The organism is Streptomyces sp. NPDC001822, assembly GCF_042892135.1.
Taxonomy (GTDB): Bacteria; Actinomycetota; Actinomycetes; order Streptomycetales; family Streptomycetaceae; genus Streptomyces.
This window is the reverse complement of record NZ_JBIATW010000003.1, coordinates 501044-524581: the sequence shown is the minus strand read 5'-3', so window position 1 is coordinate 524581 and position 23538 is coordinate 501044. Positions and strand designations below refer to the sequence as shown.

Sequence of the window (23538 nt, the reverse complement as noted above, 5' to 3'; positions counted from 1 at the left end):
GCGGCGCTCCGTTTGCAGGGCCGGCCTCCAGAGCGTGAGTACCGGTGCGCGGAGGGGGACCTCCCCGCGGGCCCGGAACAGACACGGACTCGGCGCAGCACACCGCACACACCGTGGTGCGTCGACCGGCGGACGGAGGTCGACCCGGCGTGGGTCCCGGGACGCAGCCGGAGGCAGCAGTACGAGTCGGAACGCATTCCCGGAGGAGACAAGGAACATGCACGTCGGAATCATCGGTGCCGGCGCGATCGGACAGGCGCCGATCACGCGCCTGACGGCCGCAGGCACAGAGGACATCACTGTCGCCAACAGCCGGGGCCCGCAGTCACTCACCCGCTATGCGGAGCAGTTCGGTGGCCGGGTCCGCCCGGGCACCGTCAGGGAGGCTTGCCCGCCCCCTGCCCCGTGCGGGCGCCCTGCGCAAGCGCAGGGCGCCCGCACTGCTTTCGTCGTGGCACCCACATCCGACGGGTGGGCCATCACCGAGCCCCGACCGGCCGTCCGGAGGCCGCTGCGGCCCCTGACCGCCCATGAGCCAATGCCCGCCATGAGCATGCCGAGCTGAACGCTCCACCCGTCCGGTTCCGTTCTTCAGTCGGGGGGTCCCCCGAGTACGACGACGAACAGCAGGGCCACGCCGACGGTGAGCACCGTGGCGTGACGCTGCGAGTGGTCCCGGCACCGGTTCTCCCCAAGGGCCGGCCCGATCACCGCCGTCGCGGGAACCGCCTTCGCCTTCGCATCAGGAATCTTTTTCTGCCTCAATTCGTTACATACCGCCTCGGGCGAGGCGCGGACCCCTGGAAAAAACCACAAACGGAATGCATTATTCCTCTTGCAGGGCTTACGCGGGAGGCCGCGACCAGCACCTCACACCCCTTCACGTAACGACATGTATATCCATTGCGCACTTAATGGACCGATGCCGGACAGGCGAAAACAATCACCCGCCGTCCGCCGCCGCGATTCCAGCGCCCGGGCGATGTGGCGTGGGTCACTGTTGACCATCCAATCGACACCCATTTAATATCAGCGGAAATTGCTCGACACCCGGACAGTCGGAAAACAGACATTTCATCGACCGGCCCCTCCCTCGCGCGCATCTGACACAATTTCATGGAGTCTCGGTACGAAATGACAACACCCAAAATCTCACGCCGAGGGCTGCCCAACCGGTGAAGCAATTCGTTCGGGACCCGCAGCGACCTGCCATTTCGGTCGAAAATCGGCTCACCAGGGGAATCGGTCACGCCAGACGGTCGCCCACCTTCGCTGCGACAGGAACGCGCAGCCTCCGCCATGCACTTCGCGTACAGAAGAAATTCCTGGCACCACGCTGAATCGTTCGAAATCGGGTACACCGCGCATGCGCCTGCGCGATTTCCGGAATGCCGGCCCTTCCGGAACACAAGGTAGATTCCACCGCGCCCTTTTCTAGTGAGGGGTAATCCATGCCTTCCTCCCGAATCACCGTCACCCACCACCGCGGCAGCGAAGCATTACCCGCACCCCTTTCACTGTCGCAGGAGCGCCTGTGGGTCATGGCGCGCATGGGCGGTGCCGCCGGTGCCGCGTACAACGAACCGATGCCCTTCGATATCCGCGGACCTCTGGATCGCGACCTGCTCCTCCACTCACTGCACCTGCTGGCCGCTCGCCACGAAGCCCTGCGGACCCGGCTGGTGCCCTCCGGGGGTTCGGCACTCCAGGTCGTCGATCCGCCGGACACCGGGTTCCCGGTGACGTTCGAGGATCTGACAGGACTGCCGGATGCGGCCGGGCATTTCGCGCGGATCCGGCAGGAGGTGGAAGGCAGTCCATTCCGCCCGGGCGAGCAGCCCATGGTGCGCGGTTGCCTCATCGCACTCGAACCCGACCACCACGTACTACTTCTGACTGCACATCACATAATCTTCGACGGCTGGTCCCGCACCTTGCTGCTGCGGGAGCTGGGCCTGGTGTACACCGCGCTCCAGCAAGGGCGGGACGCGTCGCTGCCGGAGCTCACCTGGCAGTACAGCGACTACACCCGCTGGCAGTGGGACTGGATGTCCGGCGAGGAGCCCACCGCGCACGCCGACTACTGGGCCTCCACGCTGGCCGGTGCTCCCGCCGTGCTCTCCCTGCCCACGGACCGTCCCCGTCCGCCGGAGCAGGCCTTCGAGGGCGACCGGGTGCCGGTGATCGTGGAGGAGGACCTGACCCGGGCCCTGCGCGCACTCGCCGCCGACAGCGGTGTCTCCCTGTACGCAACCGTCCTGACCGGCTGGACTCTGTTCCTGTCGCTCCTCTCCGGGCAGGACGACATCGTTGTCGGTGCCCCTACGTCGAACCGTCGCCGCGGGGACGTCGAGGGCCTGATCGGCTTCTTCGTCAACACCCTCGCCCTGCGCACGGACCTCTCCGGCTCTCCCAGCGTCAGCGATGTCCTGGCGCAGGTCAACCAGCGCATCCGCGACGCCCTCACGCATGTCGACCTGCCTTTCGAGCGGGTCGTGGAGCTGGTCAACCCACCGCGAAGCCCTGCGTACACGGCGCTGTTCCAGGTCATGTTCGCCTGGGTCCCCTCCATGCGGAGTGAACTGGAACTCCCCGACGTGAAGGTGGAGTTGCGCGAGGACGCCGCTCACGTCCCGGCGAAGTTCGACATGGTCCTCGCCCTGGCCGACGAGGGCGGCCACCTCGCCGGGGAGATCGACTACTCGGTGGCACTCTTCGACCGTGCGACCGTCGAGCGCCACGTACGCCAGTTCCTGCGCGTGCTGCGCCTGATGACCGAGCGCCCCGAAGCCGAGATCGCCGATCTGACGCTGCTGGACGAGGACGAGCGGCGCGAGATCCTGGCCACGTTCAGTACCGGACGCCTCACGGCCCTACCCGGCGATCCGGCCCCGGCGGGTCTGCTGGAGCGGTTCGCGGCGCAGGTACGCGAACGGCCGCGTCAGCTCGCGGTGGTGGCCGGCGACGAGGAAGCCGACTACGCGACGCTGGACCGACGGGCGAGCCGGCTGGCCCGTGCGCTGATCGCCCGCGGTGCCGGACCGGACCGTGTGGTGGGCCTGCACGCCGGACGCACGGTGGGGCTCGTCGTCGGCGTGCTCGGCATCCTCAAGGCCGGGGCCGCCTATCTGCCCCTCGACCCCGGGCAGCCCCCGGAACGGCTCGGGGCCATGGTGAGCGACGCCGCACCCGTACTCGTACTGACCGATCAGGTGGACACTCCGGGGGGCGACGGACAGCTCTGGGAGACCCTGGCCGCGGTGGAGGCCGAGGGGGCGGACGACGGGTCGCTGAGCTGCGACGCGGACCCCGAGCGGCTCGCCTACGTCATCTACACCTCGGGCTCGACCGGTCGCCCCAAAGGCGTGGCGGTGACGCACGGCAGCGTCGTCAACCTCTTCGACCACTGGCGTGAACTCATGGGAGACGCCCCGGGTGAGGCGTCCTCCGCCTGGTCGAACATCGGTTTCGACGCGTCGGTGCACGAACTCCTCGTGCCGCTGACCACCGGAGCGGTGCTGCACATGGTCCCGGACGTCATCCGGGGTGACCCCGGGGCCCTGATGGCCTGGCTGCGGGACCGCAATGTGACCCAGGCCTTCCTGCCTCCGTCCTACGTCCTGTGGATCGACGAGGATCCGGCCGTACGACTGGCCGGGCTGAGTCTGCGTCAGCTCCTGACCGGAGTGGAGTCACTGCCCGAGAGCGCCCTGCACCGCATGCGCGAGCTGCTGCCCGGCCTGCGCGTCTGCTTCGGCTACGGTCCGACCGAGGCGACGCTGTATTCCACCGCCTACACCGACCCGCGGCCGTACGAGCGGTCGTGCCCCATCGGGCGGCCGCTGCGGGGCACGCGGCTGTACCTGCTCGACGGGCGCATGCGTCCGGTTCCGGTCGGGGTTCCCGGTGAGGTCTACATCGGTGGAGCGAGCCTGGCCCGCGGATACCTGAACCGGCCCGACCTCACCGACGAGCGTTTCGGACCCGACCCGTTCCTGCCCGGCGAACGCGTCTACCGCACCGGCGATCTGGCGCGCTGGCTGCCGGACGGCAACGCCGCATACGCCGGACGCGGTGACGACCAGCTCAAGCTGCGCGGCTTCCGCATCGAACCGGGCGAGATCGAGGCGGCGCTGCTGGCGGTCCCCGGCGTGCGGGAGGCCGTGGTCATGGCCGACCGTGACGCTCCGGGCGGGCCCCGCCTGGTCGCCGGAGTGGGCTGTGACCCCGAGGCCTCGCGGACGGCGTACGAGTGGCGCGTGGCCCTCGGGGACCGCCTGCCGGACTACATGATCCCCGTCGTGGTCGCCGAGTTCCCGTGTCTGCCGCTCAACCGCAGCGGCAAGGTGGACCGGACCGAGGTGCTGAGTGCCGTGGCACGGGCCCACTCGGGCCGGGTCAACACGCTCGCGCCCCGCGACGACGTCGAGATGGCGCTGTACCGGATCTGGCGGGGGGTGCTGCTGCACGCGGACGTCGGGATCGACGACAACTTCTTCGAGCTCGGCGGCACGTCGATCTCGGCGATCAAGATGGCGGCCGCCGTCCAGGAGGAACTCGGTGTGACGCTGCCGGTCCGGGACGTCATGCTGCACCCCACGATCGAGGCGCTCGCCGCGCGGGTGCGCGGTGAAAGCGCCGATGCCTCACGGTCCGCGGAGGCCGGCAGCCTGGTGGAGTTCCGCGCCGGAGGTGGCCGCCGGCGGTTGGTGTGCGTGCATCCCGCCGGCGGCACGGCCTTCTGCTATCTGCCGTTGTCCTCGGCACTGCCCGACGACGTCGGCGTGGTGGGCCTCCAGGCGCCCGGCATCAATCCGGGCGAGTCCACCCTGCCCGGTGTCGAGGCGATGGCCGAGGAGTATCTGCGGCTCGTCGGTCCCCGCGACGACGAGGTGCTGGTGCTGTGCGGACTCTCGTACGGCGGACTGATCGCGTACGAGATGGGCCGTCGCCTGGTGGCCGCCGGACACGAGAGGGTGAGTGTGGTCCTGCTCGACACCCACGGCGCGGAGGACGCGGCGCGGCGTGCCGCGATCGCACCGGTCGGCATGGACGAGTTCCGGGACAAGCTGGTGCGGTTCAACGGCATGTACCCGGGCATCGACGACGACCAGGTGGCCCGGTACCTGACCGTCTACAACCACCACCGCGAGACGGCGCGCGACTACGCCGTGCCCGCGTCGCCGGCCCGCGTCGTGCTGTTGCAGGCGACGGCCGTGGAGGACGAGGACGCGGGCGGTGCGGCCGACCGGATGCGCGCGTTCTGGCAGCGGCGCGTCAGCGGTGAGTTCGTCGTCGAGCCCGTGGCCTGCGGCCACTGGGACATGTTGGAGAGCGGCGAACTGCCGCGCGTCGCCGCCGTCCTCGCCGCCGAACTGGAGCGGCCGGGGTCCGGACCGGGCGTGACCGGGACGGAGCGCACGACACTTTCTGGTACGTCGGAGGCATGATGGAACCCCTCAACACGTCCCCCGCCGACCTGGCGGAGGACATGAGCACACCGGCCGGGATCGCCCTCGGGGTGCACCGCCAGGCTCTGCGCACACCGCGGGCGGACGCGGTCGCCGACGGCGACGTACGGCTGGACTACGCGACGCTGAACGCCTCAGCGGCCGCGGTGGCCTCGGAGTTGGGCCGCCGCGGCGTGACCGCCGGACAGGCTGTCGCGGTGGCGCTGCCGCGCTCGTGGCAGCTGGTCTGCGTGATGCTGGGCATCCTTCGGCTGGGTGCGCGCGTGGTGCCGCTGGATACACAGAGTCCCGGCGAGCGCCGTCTCTTCGTGCTGCGTGATTCCGCCGCGGCCGCCGTGGTGTGCGCCGCCCCCGAGGACCTCACCGGACTCCCGGAGGGTGTACGGGCGTTCGGCGTGGACACATTGCTGCCCGAACTCCCCGACGCGGCGGTCACGCTGCGGGAACCCGCCGCCACCGGCGATGTGTCCTTCCTGTTCTACACCTCCGGGACGACCGGGCGGCCCAAGGGCGTCGAGGTCCGCGACGCCGGGATCATCCGGCTGGCGCAGCCCGGCTACGTCCGCGTCGGGCCCGGCCTGCGCTACTCGTGTCTCGCGAATCCCGCGTTCGACGCGCTGAGTTTCGAGGTCTGGGTGCCGCTGCTGACCGGCGGCTGCTGTGTGGTCCTGCGTGACGCGGAGGTGCAGACCCCCGAGAGTCTCGCCGCGGCGCTTCGACGCGAGCGGGTGGACACCGTCTTCATCACGACCGCGCTGTTCAACGCCGTGGTCACGGCCGTGCCGGACTGCTTCGCCGCGGCCGGCGAGGTCCTGGTGGGCGGTGAGCAGCTCGACTCGCGCGTGATGCGCCGCTGGTATCGGGACAACCCCGGCAGCGGTACACGTCTGTTCAACATCTACGGCCCCACGGAGTGCACCACCTTCGCCCTGTGCCATCCGATACCCCGGGACTTCGACGAGGACGTGGTGCCGATCGGCAGGCCCCTTCCGCGGACCGGCTCCGTCCTGGTCGTGCCGGGCCAGGAGAGGGTTGCCGCGCCCGGTGAGGTCGCCGAACTCCTTTTGAGCGGTGCCGGGCTCGCGGCCGGCTACCGCAACCTCCCCGACGAGACCGGGCGCCGCTTCGTGCGGCTCGCGTGGCTCGACGGCGGCGAGGCGCGGTACTACCGCACCGGTGACCTCGTGCGCACCGACGCGGACGGCCGGGTGGAGTACGTCGGACGCACCGACCGCCAGGTGAAGGTCCGCGGCTTCAGGATCGAACCCGGCGAGGTGGAACGGCGCGTTCTCGCCCACCCGGCGGTCGAACGGGCACACGTGTGCACGCGCCGTGCGGGCGAGGCGGGGCCGAACGAGCTGCTGGCGTTCGTCGTCCTGCGACAGGAGCTGACCTACGAGGAGTTCGAGGGACACCTCGCGGCCCAGCTGCCGGCCTACATGCGCCCGCACCGGATCCATCTCGTGGAGGACCTGCCGCTCAACGCCAACGGCAAGGTCGACCAGGCCGCGCTGCTCGGGCGGGCCGGACGTCCCTGGCGGCCTGCCGCCACCGACGGACCGGCGACGACGGAGACGGAGCGTGAGGTCCTCGCGCTCGCGGAGGAGGTTCTGGGGACCACCGGCCTCGGGCTCGGCGACCGGTGGATCGCCAGTGGCGGCGACTCGTTGAAGGCCTTGCGACTCCGCTTCGCCGTCCGGAAGCGGTGGGGCCGCGACCTGGCGCAGGCGGTGGTCCTCCACGGTGACCTCGCCGCTGTGGCCCGGGCCGTCACCTCGGCCGGCCCGTCCGGGGAGAGCGGCTGTCCGGCACCGGTCGTCGCAGGGGCCCGCTCGGCGCCGGCCACGAGTGAGCAGCAGCGGCTGTGGCTCCTGCAGCGCCGGGCGCCGGGCTCCCTGGCGTACTCCGTCAACCAGGCCTTCCGGGTGGACGGGCCCGTGGACGTCGTCGCCCTCCGCGGCGCGCTGCGGACCCTCGTGACCGACCACGCGGCGCTGCGGACGGGCTTCGCCCTCGGTCCGGAGGGCCTGTGCCAGGCCGTCGGCGAACCGTACGACCCCTGGCACGAGCCGGATACGGACCGGATGGGGGACGCGGACGCGGCGGAGGCCTTCGGCGGCACCTTCTTCGCCGAACCGTTCGACCTCGCCGTCCCGCGGATGCTCCGTGCCTGCTGGCTGCCCCATGAGGGTGGTGGAACGCTTCTGCTGCACCTGCACCACATCGCCGTCGACGGCTGGTCGCTGAGCATCCTCCTGCGGGACCTGTCCGCCCGGTACGCCGACGCCACCGGCGTCCCGGGCGGCCGGCCCGAGGAACCGGCACCGGCTCCGACCCCGCTCGACTACGCCGCCTGGCAGAGCGACTGGTTCGCGACGCCCGCCTACGGGGCGCAGCGCGACCGGCTCCTGGCCCACTACCGGGAACGGGAGGAAGCACAGGAAGCGCTGCCTGTCCGGGACGCGGCCCCGGCGCCGCGGGCGCGGCTGCTGCACACCTCCCTGGACGTCGCCCGGCGGGCCACGCTCGACCTGCTCTGCACCGAACTCGGAGCGACCCGCTTCCAGGTGCTGCTGAGCCTGTTCTCCGTGAGCGTGTACGGCGTGACCGGCCTGGTACGCCCCCGCATCGCCGCCCCGGTCGCCAACCGCCCGGTACGCGAGTTCGAGAACAGCGTCGGCATGATGGCGAACACCGTGCTGCTGCCCGTGACCGTCTCGCCTCGGAAGGACCTGCGCTCGCACCTCGCCCGCACAGCGGCCGCCGCCGGTGAGGTGCTGCGACACCACGAGGTGGCGCTGGCCGACGTGCTGACCGGTTGGGAGGGGGTCGGTGACGGCACCCCCTTCGATCTGCTGTTCGTCCTGGAGAACACCGATTTCGGGGCGCTGCGGCTGCCCGGCTGCGTCCAGCGCCCCCTGTGGTGGGCTCCGGCGGAGGCCAAGTGCCCGATGACGGTGTCCGTGGTCGAGCACCCGGACGGCCTCGACCTGCTGTGGGAGTACGCCGATGACCGGTTCAGCGACGACGCCGTCGAGGCGATGGCCGAGTTGTTCCGGCGGTGCGTGGACGCGCTCGCGTCCGGTGGCCGCTCCACCCCGCAGCAGCTGATCGCGCCGTACCGGCGGTCCCTGCCGGCGCCCGGTCGCGGGCCCGCCCGGGAACCGGGCTTCACCACGGTCGCCGAGGGCTTCGCCCGGCAGGTCGCCCGGATCCCGGACTCCCCCGCCGTCATCGCGGCGGACGGAAGCGTCCTGGACTACGCGACGCTCGATGCCCTCGCCTCGGTCCTCGCCTCGGAACTGGCGGGCCGCCACCCGATTCCGGCCGACGGCAGCGCCTGCCGGGCGGCCCTGTACCTGGAACCCTCCGTCGAGCACGTGGTGGCCCTGCTGGCCCTGGCGCGGCTGAACATCACCGCCGTCCCCCTCGACCCCTCGTACCCGCTCGAAGCGCTGCGCCACGTCGTGGAGCGGACCGACCCCCTGTGCGTCCTGGTGCCGGGGGACGGCGCTCCGGTCCTGGACACGCTGCTCGACGACGGCGTGGTGCGCCACCCCGTCGTCCTGGCCGTCCCGGGACCGGGCGCGGGTGAGGTCCCGGGGACGGCGTACGACGGGCGCGCGCACGACGGCGCGCGGCCGCTGTACACCCTGTTCACGTCCGGCTCCACCGGCGTGCCCAAGGGCGTCCAGATCTCCGACCGCACGCTGTGCGACCTGATCAGGTGGCAGTCCGGCCCCGGCGGCCTGACCGCACCGGCGGCGACCCAGCAGTTCTCGGCGCTGGCGTTCGACGTGTCCTTCCAGGAGATCTTCGGGACGCTGTGCACGGGCGGCAGCCTCCAGCTCGTACGCCCCGAGTGGCGCCAGGACGTGCCCTCGCTGCTGGAGCGGCTGGAGTCCGCGGGCACCGAGCGGATCTTCATGCCCTATGTCGCCCTGCAGTTGCTCGCGGACTACGCGGTGCGCCTGGGCCGGTTCCCCTCCCGGCTGCGCGAGGTGGTCACCGCGGGCGAGCAGCTGGTGTGCACCGACACCATCCGTCGCTGGTTCGCCGGACTGACCGGCGCCCGCCTGTTCAACCACTACGGGCCGACCGAGACGCATGTCGTCAGCGCCCTGTGCCTGGAGGGAGACCCGGGCAGCTGGCCCGAACGGCCCGCCATCGGCCGCCCGGTGGCCGGCGCCGACCTGCGCGTGGTGGACGCCGAGGGCGATCCGGTGCCGCCCACGTGCACCGGTGAGCTGCTCATCGGGGGCACCATGACCACCCGCTGCTACCTCGGCGAACCCGCCGACGACACACGCTTCGTCGAGGTGCCGGGTGAGGGCCTGTTCTACCGCAGCGGCGACCGGGCGTGGTTCGACCGCGAGGGCCTGCTGCACTACGCGGGCCGGGACGACCAGCAGATCAAGCTGAGCGGGCACCGGCTGGAACTCGGCTCGGTCGAGGCGGCTCTGCTGCGGCATCCGACGGTGGTCAACGCCGTCGTCGTGTCCGAAGGCGACCGGTTGACCGCCTGTCTGGAGCTCGGGGACGACTGCCCGCCCTCGGACGACCTGACCGCACACCTCTCCTCGCTCCTGCCCGCCTACGTCCGTGTGGACCGCTTCAGAAGACTGCGGAAGCTCCCGCGCACTCCGAGCGGCAAACTGGACCGGCGGGCCGCGCTTCGGGCACCGGGCGAGGAGCTGGGCCGCTCAGCCGTGGCCCGCACCGGACTCTCCGCCGAGGAGGAACTTCTCGCTGTCGCCTTCGAGGAAGTCACCGGCGCCGCGATCGGACCGGACCAGACCTTCTTCGACGCGGGTGCCTCCAGTCTCACTCTCATGCGCTTCCACCTCCGCTGCACCACAGTGCTCGGTCTGCGCTTCGGCGTGGCGGATCTGTTCGAGCACGTCACCGTCCGGTCCCTGGCACGGTATCTCTCCGCCCGCGACCTCCCCGGCACCATGACGCCCGCCGCACCGGCCGGGCCCACCGCGCCGCCGGAGCCGGGCGAACCGATCGCGGTCGTCGGTATGGCGGTACGGCTGCCCGGCGCCCCGGACCTGGCGTCGTTCTGGGACCTGGTGGTCTCCGGCGGTACCGGCATCCGGCGCGTCGACGCCCCGGAGGGGGTCATCGGCGCGCACAGCACGCTCGACGGGATGCTCGACTTCGACCCGGGTCACTTCGGCATCAGCCCGCAGGAAGCCCGCCTGATGGACCCTCAGCAACGTCACCTGCTGATGGCGTGCGTCCAGGCGCTGGCACACGCCGGAGTCGCGGACACCTCCGCCCAACGTGTGGGCCTGGTCGCCGGCGCCGGGGAGAACACCTACTTCCAGTCCCTGCTCCGCGAAGCCGACCCCGGTCGCCTGCCCGACGGTTTCCAGCTCGCCCTGCACCACGAGAAGGACTTCCTGGCCACCAAGGTGGCCTACCACCTCGGACTGACCGGCCCCGCCTTCAGCGCGCAGACGGCGTGCTCCAGTTCACTCGTGGCCGTGCATCTCGCGGCCGGCATGCTCCGGCAGGGAGACGCCGACGTGATGCTCGCCGGAGGCGTACTCGTCGACCCGGGCCTCAGCGGCGGCTACCGCTACCGCCCGCAGCACATCTTCTCCGCGGACGGCGACTGCCGCCCCTTCAGCGACGACGCGACCGGGACGATCGGCGCGAGCGGCGTCGGCGTCGTGGTCCTCAAGCCCCTGCGGCGGGCGCATCGGGACGGCGACACCGTATACGGGGTCATCAAGGGCTCCGCGATCAACAACGACGGCGCGGCGAAGATGAGTTACACAGCACCTTCGCTGGCCGGGCAGCGCGAGGTGATCCGGACCGCGCTGGCCAGGGCCGGCCGGACCGGCGCGGACCTCGGCTACGTGGAGGCCCACGGGACCGGCACCCGGCTGGGTGACCCGATCGAAGTCAGCGCGCTGCGCCAGGCGTTCGGCGTGGACGAGTCCGGGCGTTGCGCCCTCAGCTCCGTCAAGAGCCAGCTGGGCCACATGGGAGCGGCGGCCGGTGTGGTGGGCCTCGTGCGGGCCGTCCTCGCCGTGCACCACGGCACCGTCCCGCCGAACCTCAACTTCCGCGCCTTCAACCCGGAGATCGGCTCCGACCCGACCCCCTTCTTCGTCCCGGAACGCGCCCTCCCCTGGCCGGCGGGCCGCGAACGGGTGGCCGCGGTGAGCAGTTTCGGGATCGGCGGCACCAACGCCCATGTCATCGTGGAGCAGGACACCCGGAACGGCTCGGCCGTGACGGGCGCGACGCCCCTGTGCCTGGTGCTGTCCGCGTCCAGCGCGGAGGCGCTGGCAGCCGACGCGGCGCGGATCGCCGACTACCTGCATCTGCGGCCCGAACGCTACGCGTCGGTGCTGCGCCATCTGCAGACCGGGCGGGCGGTCCGTGCCCTTCGGGTCGCGTCACCCCTCACGGACGCTCCGTCCGCCGTACGGTGGCTTCGCGCGGTGGCCGCGGGCGAGGTCGCGCACGGCGCCGCGGACCCGGACGCCCCCATGGTCTCCTCCGCCGGCCGCACGGCGCGCGCACTCGCCGATGCGTGGACGGCGGGGGCTTCCGTCGACTGGCGGACGGGCCCCGCCCCGGCCCCCTGGGACTTCCCGCCCCCTTCCTTCGCGCTCGCGGAGTACGACTTCGACCGCACGCCCCGGACCGCGGCCGCGGCGCCCCGGCGGCTGCCCGGGGCCGAGTGGCTGCACCAGCCGCACTGGGTGAGGCTCCGCCGTGCCGCCGTCGCGGGCAGCGCCGCGCGGGCCGACCGTGCGTCCGTCGTGGTCGTCGTGGCCTTCGAGAGCACTCCGCAGGAAGCGCTCGCACCGTTCCGGGACGTGGCGTCACGCGTGGTACGGGTGCGTCCGTCCGACGGGTTCGCACGCAGGGGACCAGACCTCTTCGACGCCGACCCGGCCGACGCGGCCTCCCTGGGCCTGCTCCTCGACGCGCTGTCCGCGGACGGCACCCTGGCCCTGGACGACACGGAATGGGTGCACGCGCTGCCCCTGGACGTGACGGGACCGGTCGGTGCCGGCGCGCTGCGACGGGCCCGGCACGCCTGTCTGGACACCGGCGCGGCCCTGGCCGAGGCGCTGTCCGGGCGGACCGGTTCGCCACGCGTGTGGTGGCTGTCCCATGGCGCGCGGCCCGTGGCCGGCACGGTCCGCAGGCCTGAACTGGCACTCCTGGCCGGGCCGGTCGAGGTCGGCGCCCAGGAGGCCGTCCTGGACGGCCACTGGCTGGATCTCCCCGATCACGACCTCACCCGGTGGGGCGGACAGGTGGCCTCGCTCCTCGCCGGAACACGGCGGGCCGGGCGGCCCGGCGGTACGGCGCTGCCCAGGCAGATCGCGCTCCGGGAGGGCTACTGGTGGCGGCAGCACACCGCGCCCGTGGAAACACCGTCCGGCCCGGAACCCCTCGCACCGTCCGGTGAGGAGACGGTCCACCTGGTACTGGGCGGCACGGGTGGTATAGGCCGCGCCATCGCCGCCTGGCTGCTGGAGCACACCGGCGGCCGGGTCCTGCTGCTGTCGAGGAATCCACGGCTGCCCGGGGAGCTGAAACCATGGGCCGACCGTGTGGGCCTCCTCCCGGCCGATCTGGCGGTCATGACCGTGCACGAAGTGGTGGCGGCCGTGGCGCGCCGCACTCAGCGGCTGGACAGCGTGGTCCATGCCGCCGGCCTCGGATACGGAGGGCTGCTCGTACGACGCGACGCCCAGGCGATGCGCGAGGCCGCCAAGGCCAGGGAGACGGGCGCGCTCGTCCTGGAACACCTGATCGAGACCATGCGGCCGGAGATCGCGGTCTACTGCTCCTCGATGTCCGCTCTGCTCGGCGGTGTCGGCCAGAGCGACTACGCGGCCGGCGCGAGCCTCCTCGACGCCTTCGCCCACCACCGCGCCGCGGAGACCGAGAGGACGGTCAGGATCGGCATCGACTGGGACATCTGGAGCGAGACCGGCATGGCGACCCGGGTCCCGAACCCGGACAGCCGCCACCGGGCCCACCTGGAGGTCGGCATGACGGTCGAGGAGGGCAAGGCGGTCTTCGGGCACGCCCTCGCCCTGCAGCTGCCGCAGCTCCTCGTCTCCACGACCGGCATCGAGGTCTCCCGCGCGTTCTACGCCCCGTCCGGCGGCGATCCGGCGGAGCCGCTCGGCTCGCGTGCCGACGAGGAGATCCGCGCGGAAGGCGCGACGGACTCGCCCGGCCCGGACGGTGCCGCGGAGCGGGCCGACACCATGACCCGCCTGATCCAGGACCTGCTCGGCGTCGACGAACTGGACCCGGACGACTCCCTTTACGACCTCGGAGCCGACTCGCTCACCCTGATCACGCTCATCGCCCAGATCGAGGACGACTACGGCGTCGCGTTCGACCTGTCCTCCTTCAGCTACCGGGTCAGCCTGACCGAGATCCTCAAACACGTCGAGGCGGCCGTCAGCTCCGCGGGTCCCGTCGACGTGGCCGCCACGGGCACCGGCCCGCGGGTCGCCCTCGACGTCTGGCAGGAGGGGACGAGCTCGGCCGTCCTGTGCCTGGTGCACCCCGTGGGCGGGGACATCCAGGCCTACCGGTCGCTGGTCGCAGCCCTGGGACCCGAGCCGACCGTGTGCCTGATCGCCGATCCGGCACTCCGGGACGCCACGCTGCCCCCGTGGTCACTCGCCGAACGCGCCCGTCACTACGAGGCGGCGCTGCGCGACCGCTTCGGAGGCCCGGACCACTCGGTCCACCTGGCCGGTTGGTCCTTCGGCGCCCGGGTGGCCATGGAGATGGCCGGCCTGGCCGAGTCCGACGGGCGGCCCTTCGAAGCGCTCCACCTGCTGGACCCGCCGCCGCCGCGGGCAGCCGGGCTGGTCGCTTCCTACGACAAGGACGACCTCGAGAAGCTGTTCGCCGCGGAGCTCGGTTCCGGCTCGGCATCGGTGCCGGCCGAGCGCGTCCAGGCGTACGCCGAGGGTCTGGCCCGCTGCTGCCGGGCGAACCTGCACAGCCTGGCCGAGCACCGCGTGCGGCCGCTGTCGGTCACTCCCACCTCCCTGTGGCTGGCCGAACGGTCCACGGCGGGTTTGCCCGCACCCGAGGACAAGGAGGAGACGGACCGTCAGTGGAGCGCGTGCCTGCCCCACTCCGCCGTTCGCCGGTCACTGCCCACCGACCACTACGGCATCGTCGCGGCACCGCACGTGGGCACCGTGGCCGAGGCCGTCGCAGCGATGCTGACGGAACCGGTCACCGGCGTGCACCACGGCCAACAGCCGGGGCGCGCCCGGTGAGCGCCTGCCCCGTCCCGCCCCACGAGATCCACGGCGACCTCGCCCCGGGCCGCCGCACCACCCTCGCCGAAATGCTCGGCCGAGGCCTCTGAACCCCTCTGGAGGATGTCCCATGGAGTCATACGAACGCGAAGCGCTGGAAGCGGTGACCACACGTCCCGTGCACCCGTACCGCACGCTCACGGTGGAGCGGATCACCCCCGTGCTGGGCGCGGAGGTCTCGGGCGTCGACCTGTCGAAGGAGCTGCCCGCGGAGCAACTGGACGAGATACGCACCGCGTTCCGCGATCACCACGTCCTGGTCTTCCGCGATCAGGAGATCACCGTCGAGGACCACAAGCGGTTCGCCGGCGCCTTCGGTGAGCTGCGACCGGTGAACCCGCCGCCCGAGGAGGGCGACCCCTACATCCTGGAGATCCGCACCACGTCGGCGGCGGCCAACGTGGCGGGGAACGGCTGGCACGCCGACGGCACCGCCGACGCCGAACCGTCGCTCGGGTCGATGCTCTACATCACCGAGATCCCCGAGCCGGGCTGCGGTGGAGACACCCTCTTCGCCAACATGCACCTGGCCTACGACCTGCTCTCCCCCGCCATGCGCTCCCTGCTGGACCAGCTCACGGCCGTACACGACGGCGCCCACGCACTGGCGGGTTACACCCCGCCCGCGGACTACGTCATCCCCCGGAGCGAGCATCCGCTCGTCGCCCGGCACCCCGAGACCGACCGAAAGCTGCTCTACGTCAACAAGGCGTACACCAGTCGCGTCCCCCAGCTCTCCGACCAGGAGAGCCGGGCCCTGCTCGGGATGCTCTTCGACACCATCGCCCGCACGCCCGTCCTGCACTGCCGCGTCCGATGGACACCGGGCACTCTCGTGCTCTGGGACAACCGCTGCGTGCAGCACCACGCCACGTACGACTACTACCCCTACGCCCGCTACGGCCGGCGCGTGGCCATCAACGGCGGGCCCGTGAAGGGCTGACGACACGAACGAACGCGCGTGCGGCGTCGCACGGAGACCCGGCGGGCTCCGCGCGACGCCGCACGCGTATCCGCTCAGGGAGCGGGGCGGCTCGATCCGCGTCGGTGCGGCGGTGAGGGTGTCAGTCCGCGAGGGTGTTGTGGTTGACGATTCCCTCCACCATGTGAGCGACCGCCCCGGTCAGCGGACTGGCCACTCCGCTGCCCACCACATCGGGAAGCCGGTGCGCCTCGGCCTCGGTGACCGCGACCATGCCCCAGAAGGCGTTGAAGCCCGAAGGATCCCTCGGCTTGTCGGTGGCCACAGCCACCGTCATGACTCCGCCCGCTTCGGAGAGGGCGAGCGCACCCATCTGCCGCAGCGTGCCGGGATCGTGCTCCTCGGCCGCCACCACGCTCCACCCCGTCACCTCGGTGTGTCGCAGTGCGGCGACGAGGCTGCCGGCCGTGTCGGGCCCGGTGAGAACGATGTCGGGCAGTACGAGAGCCACTGGCCCCTGCGTCATCGGCAGAGCCGACCTGACCGCTCCGTCGAGACCCGGCTCGATCGAGTCGTCCTGGTGGACGAAGACCATCTGGAAGGTTTCGGAGTAGCGTGTGAGATAGCGCACCGTGTCGAGCTTGTGTGTGCCGAAGACGACGACGAGGCGCACATGAAGGCCGCTCTTCGCGAGCTCGACCACTGCTTCCAGGCTGCGGTCCAGAATGGTGACCCCGGGAGCCAGACAGTGCAGCTCCTTCGGGTAGGGCGCCCCGAAACGTGTTCCGAATCCCGCGCACGGCAGGATGACCGAAACATCAGGGACGGGCACGGACGAACCAGGCATTGGGTAGTTCTCCGTCTGTGTCGGCGATCGAAAACCTTGCACGCCTTGCCGGACACCGGCGGTCCGAGGCCACACTTTCGACCCCTGAGACAGCGCGGCACACACCGTCGTCGCTGAGACCGCCGCCGCTGGAAACACGCTGCGGCGACCGCCCGGGCCTTCGGCGTCAGGTCGCCGGAGGTGCACCGACGCGTCGACGACGTGCAACCCTACTGCGGATCGGGTGGGTTGGCCCGGGTGCGATGCGGGCACCACCGCCACGGTGGGGCAAGGACAGGAGCGGCCTACCCATGTCGGACGCGGACAACTCCGAATCCGGCGGGCTGATTTCGTCCGCGCAGTGACTCGGACCCGGCTAGGCGGTCCACCGGTCTGACGGTGTGTCGACACCTGGCCCTTCAGCAACACACGCGGCCTACACTGCTGCCGCACAGTCGTGACGACCGACGCATCACCGTCGGAGGGCCGCCGTGCCCACGACGTGGGCCGGCAGGGCCTCCAACGCCTGGGATGACGTAGCGAAAGAGGGCGCGCAATGCGGGTGTTGTTGTCCACATACGGAACGCGTGGCGATGTCCAGCCGCTGATGGCACTCGCGGTGCGACTGCGGGAGCTCGGTGCGGAGGTGCGGATGTGTGCCCCGCCGGACGAGGAGTTCGCCGACCGGCTCGCGGAGATCGGGGTGCGACTCGTGCCGCTCGGACCGCCGGTGGGAGAGTTGATGCGCGGTACGAGTCTGCCGTCGGCGGCGGACCTGTCCCGGTACAGAACCGAGATGGTCGCCGCGCAGTTCGACGTCCTCCCCGCGGCGGCCGACGGCTGTGACGCGTTGGTGGCCGCCGGGCTGGCCCAGATCGGCGCGCGGTCCGTGGCCGAGGCAGCGGGCATCCGCTACGTGTACGCCAGCTACGCGGCGGTACACCTGCCCTCCGCGCATCATGCGCCTCCCCCGCGGCCGGGCTGGCCGGAGCCGGAGGCACACGACAACGGGACGCTGTGGGAGCTGGACGCCGGCCATGTGAACGCGCAGTTCAGCGAGACGCTCGACAGCCACCGGGCGGCGATCGGTCTGCCGCCGGTGGACAACGTCCGCGACCATGTCCTCACCGGCCGGCCGTGGCTGGCGGCCGATCCGGTGCTTGGACCGTGGCGGCCCACGCCGGGCCTCGACGTCGTGCACACGGGTGCGTGGACCCTGCCGGACGAACGCCCGCTCCCGGACGACCTGACGGCCTTCCTGGACGCGGGCGCGCCGCCCGTCTACGTGGGGTTCGGCAGCATGCGTCCGTCAGCGGACGTCGTCCGCATGGCCACCGAGGCGATCCGTGGGCGGGGACACCGCGTACTCCTGTCCGGACGGGCGGACCTGGCCGCGCACGGCGACCGGGACGACTGCTTCGCCGTCGCCGAGGCCAACCACCAGCGTCTGTTCACCAGGGTGGCCGCCGTGGTGCACCACGGCGGCGCGGGTACGACGTTGACGGCGGCCCGGGCGGGCGCGCCGCAGGTGGTGATACCTCTCCAGCTGTCCGACAATCCGTACTGGGCCGGGCGGGTGGCAGACCTGGACCTCGGTGCGACACTGGACGGCCCGACTCTCACTGCCGCATCGCTGGACGTCGCGTTCAAGGCGGCCCTGGCACCGGAGACCCGGGCGCGGGCGGAGGCTCTGGGAAGCCGGATGCGTACCGACGGAGCGGCGGTGGCCGCCGGCCTGCTGGTCGACGCCCTGCGATGAGACACACGGCCCTCCCCCGCGGCGGCGCCGCGTCTCGCCTGACCCGGCGCCGTGCGCTTCAGCGGCGAGGCACCGTGATGGTCCTCTGGGCGGTGACGCCGTTGACCGTCACACGCAGCACCGCAGTGCCCGGACGCAGTGCGGTGATCAGGCCGGTGGCGGGCTCGTAGGAGATAACGGGCGCAGCTCCCCGTGGCGTGACCGCTTCAGGGGTCGAACCGCTGATCTCGGCGCGGATTCCGGACCAGTCCGCCCCGACCGGCCAGGCGACCGGAACCGTGCGAGTGCCGTCCTGAGTGAGGGTGGCCGCCGCATGAGCCCGGTCACCCGCCGCGAGCCGGTCGGGAGCGGTCAGGTTCACGGAGTCGGTACGTGCGTGCATCTCGGCCCGGAGCCACCGCTGGGAGTCGCGCGCGGGGACATCGAACCGGTCGTCGACGCGCCCCTTCCGCGGGTCGATGCCCAGCATCGTCCAGCCGGTGAAGCCTCCGTTGTCGGGCGTACTGGCCGGATTCTTACCGGAGTTGCCGTTCACGAGATAGGGCACACCGTCGACCGTGGTAGCCGCGAACGCCCCCACATGGCCACTGATGAAGGCAGCGGACTTGTGGGCTTCGACCCGGAAGTCGGCCAGCCACTTCTCGACCAGTTCCGCTTCCTTGCGGTCTCCGAGTTGGCTGGCCTTGTCCGGCAGCGGGTCCTGGGTGGGGTGGTGCTCGAAGACCACGACGCCGCTCACTGAGCGGTCACTCCGGGCCGCCTCCAACTGGTCGTGCAGAAGCTGGAGTTGGGCGAACCCGCCGCCGCGCAGGGTGCCGCTGGAGGTGTCGAGGGTGATGAAGCGGGTGTGCTCGGCGTCGAACACGGAGGTGGTGTCGCCGAAGGCGGCCCTGAAGTTGACGGTGGACCCGGGGCCCATCGCCTCGTGGTTGCCCGGAACGTAGTGCCACGGGACCTTCCCGCCGGTCAGTCCGTCGAACTCGTCGAGCAGAGTGCGGGCGAGCGCGAAGTCGGCCGGCGATCCTTCGTCGACGAAGTCACCGTTGATGACCAGCATGTCGGGCTCGGCCCTGGCTATCTCGGCGAGCGTGCGGCGCGCGGCCTCGACGAGCGGACTGTTCGGGTCGCGAGCGACGAACTGGGCGTCCGACATCACCGCGACCCGCAGGGGCCTCCCGTCGACGGTGCCGTCGGTGACCACCACGGGGTCGGTGATCTTCGGACCGGCGGGCAGTTCCACATCGGGTGCGACCTTGACGCGCAGATCGCTGATGGTCACCTCACCCGTGTAGGAGCGGGCGGCGCTGGTCTCCAGCAGACGCACGCGCTGCAGCGTCAGGGGGTAGGGAGTGCCGACGGGCACGGGGAACTCGACCTTCCGCCAGCCGGTCCAGGTGATCACGGGCCCGTCGAGGTTGGCGGTCACGCCGGCGGCCGTGCGGTACTGCAGGCGTGGCCAGGCGCCGTTGCCGTCGCCGTTGATCCACATCGTGACCGCCTGCGGCTGTCCCGGGAGCGGAATCGCCTGCGGCGGCACCGCGTACTGCCCGCGGGTGGCCGTCGACTTGGTGAAGTCGTAGCTCAGGCGCAGTCCGGGTGTGCCGTCGTGCCCGGGGGCCGGGGCGACCGATCCGCCGGGGGCGCGGTCGTCGGCCGATGTCCAGGAGTCTGCGTCGGCGAGGTCGGCGACCGTGTTCTCGGCCAGGCCCACCGTGACGGCCACCTGGGTCGTCAGCGTGCCCACGGTGAGGTGCAGGGTGGTCGACGCCGCGTCCTTGAGGCCTCGCAGGGTGAAGGTCGCGTCGCCGGAGGGTTGCAGGGACACCACACCGTCGCCACCGGTGATCTTGACGTCGGAGGCGTCGATCGGGGCGGAGTCCCCGAGGGCGTCGTATCCGGTGATGGTGAGCGGGGCGGTGTCCTGGATGCCGTCGAGGGCGACCACGCTCCTGCTCGGCGCGATGCGCACGGCGGGGGCGAGTACGGTCAGGGCGGTCCCTCCCGCAGCTCCGTGGTCGCCGGATGCCTCCACGCGGGTGACGCCTGGACGCCGTCCGGTGACCAGGGCGGTTCCGCCCCCGGAAGGCGTGATCGACACCTTTCCGGAGTCCTTCCACCTCACTCGGCCCACCGGCAGCGGAGCGTACGTCTCGTCGTGGGCGAGCGCGCGTACGGTGCGGTGCAGGTGGGGGAACAGCTTGTCGGAGCCGTCTGCCGTGAGTGCGGGCCGGACTCGGAAGCCGCGGACCGTGCCGGAGCCGGGAGCGGCGAACAGGCCGAGGCCGTTGGCGACCTGGCGCTCCGAACCGTCCGACGGGCTGCTTATCAGGCCCGTGGCGGTTTCGCCTGGAAGCCGGGCGGCCATCGTGGTCGAACCGCCGCCGTCCATGTTCAGGGCGTTGGCGGCACCGAGGCCCTTCATGAGGTCGCCGAGTTCGTTGAGGTCCATGCCCCGGCTGTCGGTCTGCTTGCCGTCGATGGCGACCAGGTACATCGTCCGGCCGTCCGCGGAGAAGCCGACGGCCGTGCGGGACGTCGCCGTGACCGTATCGCCCTCGGTGAAGCGCCGGACGGTGCCGTTGTCGACCAGCACCTGTCCGCCGCCGACCGCGACGGCCACCTTCCCGAAGTCGGCTCTCGGCCGGTACGCGACGGACACGGCGTCACCCACCCGCAGGCGAGCCAGGGTGTCGGCACCGGCCTCGCGGCCGAGCAGCACGCTGGTTCCCGCCGGGACCGGATCCGCGCCGGCCGAGGGGCGCACCTCGGTGACCCTGCCGCCGCGCAGCCTGACTTCGGTGACGCGATCCGCACCGGCCACCGGCTTGGTGCGCGGGGCCGGACCCCACGCGTCGGTGAACAGGCCGAGCCCACCGGCCGTGAGTTGCGGGGAGTTGACGCCGGAGAGCTTCAGTGGCTCGGCTCCCGGGACTGTGACCTCTCCCTCGAGGAACACCTGGGCCAGTCTGCCGAGCCCGTCCGCCCCGATGGCGACGGACTGGGTACGGCCCTCGGTCGCCGAGTTGACCAGGCCGCCCTTGCGGGACACAGCCGCCCCGATGGGAGCCTCGGTGTCGTTCATGTCGAAGTAGTCGCCGTTGACCGCGGCGATCGCCCCGGTCCTGGCGGCCTGTTCGGTCACCTGGGACTTGCCGGTGACCGTACCGGAGGAGATGTGGTCCACCCGGAGGCGGCTCTCGCCGAGGTCGGCGACCAGCACCTGCCCCCGGACCCATCCCCCGGAGCCGAAGCGGTCGAACCGGGTGAGGTCGAGGCCGGGGGCGACGGGGGTGCGGGTCTCGTCGGTCACGATCGACTGGCCGGGCGTGCTGGGTATCAGGCCGTGGCCCCGCTCGGGCACGGGCGCGGGAACCGGCCTCGGCAGATCGGGGCTGAGCGCCTGAGCGGTCGTCATCATTCCCGCGCCGATGCTGAGCGAGGTCGCCAGGGCGAGGACGACGGCGCTGCGCCGCACCGCCGGTCGCGCTCGGCGAAGGCCGGGGTCAAGAGGGAAAGGCACAGGGTGACTTCCTTTGAAACTGGTTGTGGACAGGTCACTCCCAGTGAATGTGCGGTTCATGTCCCCGCGCCGCGCCTCGCATGGTCACCGGGGAGGCACGACATGAACATTCCCTGACATCCAGCACGTGGAGGCTGTCCATGCTGTACGGGCCGCCGCATGCCCGGGACGTCGAAGTCGGCCTGCACCGGGCCGCGCCGGATCGGAACGCGGTGACACGAGCGGGCTACAGGAAACGCGACAGCGACAGCGACAGCGACAGCGACAGCGACAGCGACACAGGAACTGCTTCGTTCACGGCGATGGTGCGGTGGACGCGACGCCGCTGCGCAGAGCGCGCATCGCGAGGGCACCGGCGAGAGGACCGGGCGCGAGCAGGAGGAAGGCGTACTGCCAGTCGAGGGCTTCGGCCAGGAGGGGGGTGAGCTGGATGGTGACGACGGTGAGGGCGAACCCGATCGCCGTCTGGGCGGTGAGCGCGGTTCCCACGTAACGCTGATCCGCGACTTCGCTGAGGGTCGTCGAGAAGACCCCTGAGTCAGCGATCACCGCGGCGCCCCAGACCGTGCAGAAGGCCAGGAGGACCACCGGCGAGGAGTGGAAGAGGAACGGGGAGAGCAGACAGCACCCACCGCTGACCAGGAGCGCGACCAAGGCTGCGGGCGGGCGGCCGTACCGGTCGGCGCCCCAGCCGCCGAGCAGACAGCCGATCACTCCGCCGATGCCCATGGTGAGGAACACCGCGATCTCGACCGAGCCGGGCAGTTCCTCGGCGGTCCCGGTGGCCAGGAGGAACGAGGGGATCCAGGTCCACAGGGCGTACAGCTCCCACATGTGCCCGAAGTAGCCGAGGTTCGTCAGGCGCGGCCCGCGCTCGGTGAACATCGTCAGCGCGTACCGGGCGTTGCGGATGGTGGTTGCAGGCGCCACGTGGGGACCGGGCCGGACGAGGAGGAGGCAGATCGCGGAGCCCAGCAGACCGGCTGCCGCCGCAGCGAGCAGGACACCGCGCCACGGCAGCGAACCCACCCCGGCGATGAGGTGGGGAAGGGTGGAGCCGAGAGTGAGCGCGGCGATCAGGATGCCCATGGTGAGCCCGCGGCCCGAGCGTCCGGCCCAGGAGGCCATGAGCTTCATGCCCACGGGGTAGACCCCGGCCAGGAAGACTCCGGTCAGGAAGCGGAGCGGGACGGCGAGCGCGAGACCGTGGACGGCTGCGGCCAGCACGACGGTGCAGGCGGCTGCCGCGGCGGCGCAGGCGGACAGCAGACGTGGAGCCGGAATCCGGTCCGCCAGGTTCAGGAGGGTCGACGTGAGTGCCCCCGCGACGAACCCGAACTGCACGGAGGCGGTCAGCCATACGGCGCCGCCGGAAGTGAGCCCCCATTCGTTCCGCAGACTCGGCACGACAGCCGACATCGAGAACCACACGGCGAGACCCAGCACCTGCACGGTGGCGATCGCGCCGCGCTGCACACCGACGTTCAAAGTTGTTTCCCCGCATAGCGTCGTGCTTGCACCGGCCCACCCGCACGGTAGCCGAAGCGCACCGCCGCAACTCCGGTCCCGGGGCTGCATCCTGCCACGCGTCCTCGTCCGGCGCGGCCCGGCTTGCTGTGAGCGGCGTGAGGCCGACGGCAACGCGACCGGTCAACGCCAGCGGCATCGGGGGCAGTTCGTGGACTCGGTCGATTCGGGGAGTCGG

General features: G+C 71.6%; 9 protein-coding genes. 5 read left to right on the top strand and 4 right to left on the bottom strand.

The features are described 5' to 3' along the window. Positions 1-217 precede the first annotated feature (217 nt). Entirely contained in the window at positions 218-565 is a 348-nt protein-coding gene (locus ACFYY2_RS10230; RefSeq protein WP_388739737.1) for an NAD(P)-binding domain-containing protein, read from the top strand. Between the two features lie 26 nt (positions 566-591). Here the strand turns inward: ACFYY2_RS10230 and ACFYY2_RS10225 are convergent, their stop codons facing one another. After that, positions 592-765, bottom strand: a complete 174-nt coding sequence (locus ACFYY2_RS10225; RefSeq protein ID WP_388739733.1) for a hypothetical protein — start codon at positions 763-765, stop codon at positions 592-594. A 686-nt stretch (positions 766-1451) separates the two neighbouring features. Between ACFYY2_RS10225 and ACFYY2_RS10220 the strand changes: the two genes are divergently transcribed. From ACFYY2_RS10220 to ACFYY2_RS10210, 3 genes are all read left to right on the top strand, one after another. Then, entirely contained in the window at positions 1452-5450 is a 3999-nt protein-coding gene (locus ACFYY2_RS10220; RefSeq protein WP_388739730.1) for an amino acid adenylation domain-containing protein, read from the top strand. Further along, entirely contained in the window at positions 5447-14764 is a 9318-nt protein-coding gene (locus ACFYY2_RS10215) for an amino acid adenylation domain-containing protein (protein WP_388739728.1), read from the top strand. The genes ACFYY2_RS10220 and ACFYY2_RS10215 overlap by 4 nt, the downstream gene beginning before the upstream one ends. A 112-nt stretch (positions 14765-14876) precedes the next feature. After that, positions 14877-15749, top strand: a complete 873-nt coding sequence (locus tag ACFYY2_RS10210; RefSeq protein ID WP_388739725.1) for a TauD/TfdA dioxygenase family protein — start codon at positions 14877-14879, stop codon at positions 15747-15749. 121 nt (positions 15750-15870) lie between these two features. On the opposite strand, the gene ACFYY2_RS10205 is transcribed toward ACFYY2_RS10210, so the two are convergent. Next, positions 15871-16575: an NTP transferase domain-containing protein gene (locus ACFYY2_RS10205; RefSeq protein WP_388739722.1), complete on the bottom strand. Its 705-nt coding sequence runs from the start codon at positions 16573-16575 to the stop codon at positions 15871-15873. A gap of 535 nt (positions 16576-17110) precedes the next feature. On the opposite strand from ACFYY2_RS10205, the gene ACFYY2_RS10200 reads away from it, so the two are divergent. Next, complete coding sequence (locus tag ACFYY2_RS10200) at positions 17111-18313, top strand: glycosyltransferase (RefSeq protein WP_388739720.1); 1203 nt, start codon at positions 17111-17113, stop codon at positions 18311-18313. Between the two features lie 58 nt (positions 18314-18371). On the opposite strand, the gene ACFYY2_RS10195 is transcribed toward ACFYY2_RS10200, so the two are convergent. Both ACFYY2_RS10195 and ACFYY2_RS10190 read right to left on the bottom strand, forming a co-directional pair. Beyond that, the gene (locus tag ACFYY2_RS10195) at positions 18372-21833 is read right to left on the bottom strand and encodes a phosphodiester glycosidase family protein (protein WP_388739717.1); all 3462 of its coding nucleotides are present in this window, start codon (positions 21831-21833) and stop codon (positions 18372-18374) included. 294 nt (positions 21834-22127) lie between these two features. Further along, positions 22128-23321, bottom strand: a complete 1194-nt coding sequence (locus ACFYY2_RS10190) for an MFS transporter (RefSeq protein WP_388739714.1) — start codon at positions 23319-23321, stop codon at positions 22128-22130. Positions 23322-23538 lie beyond the last annotated feature (217 nt).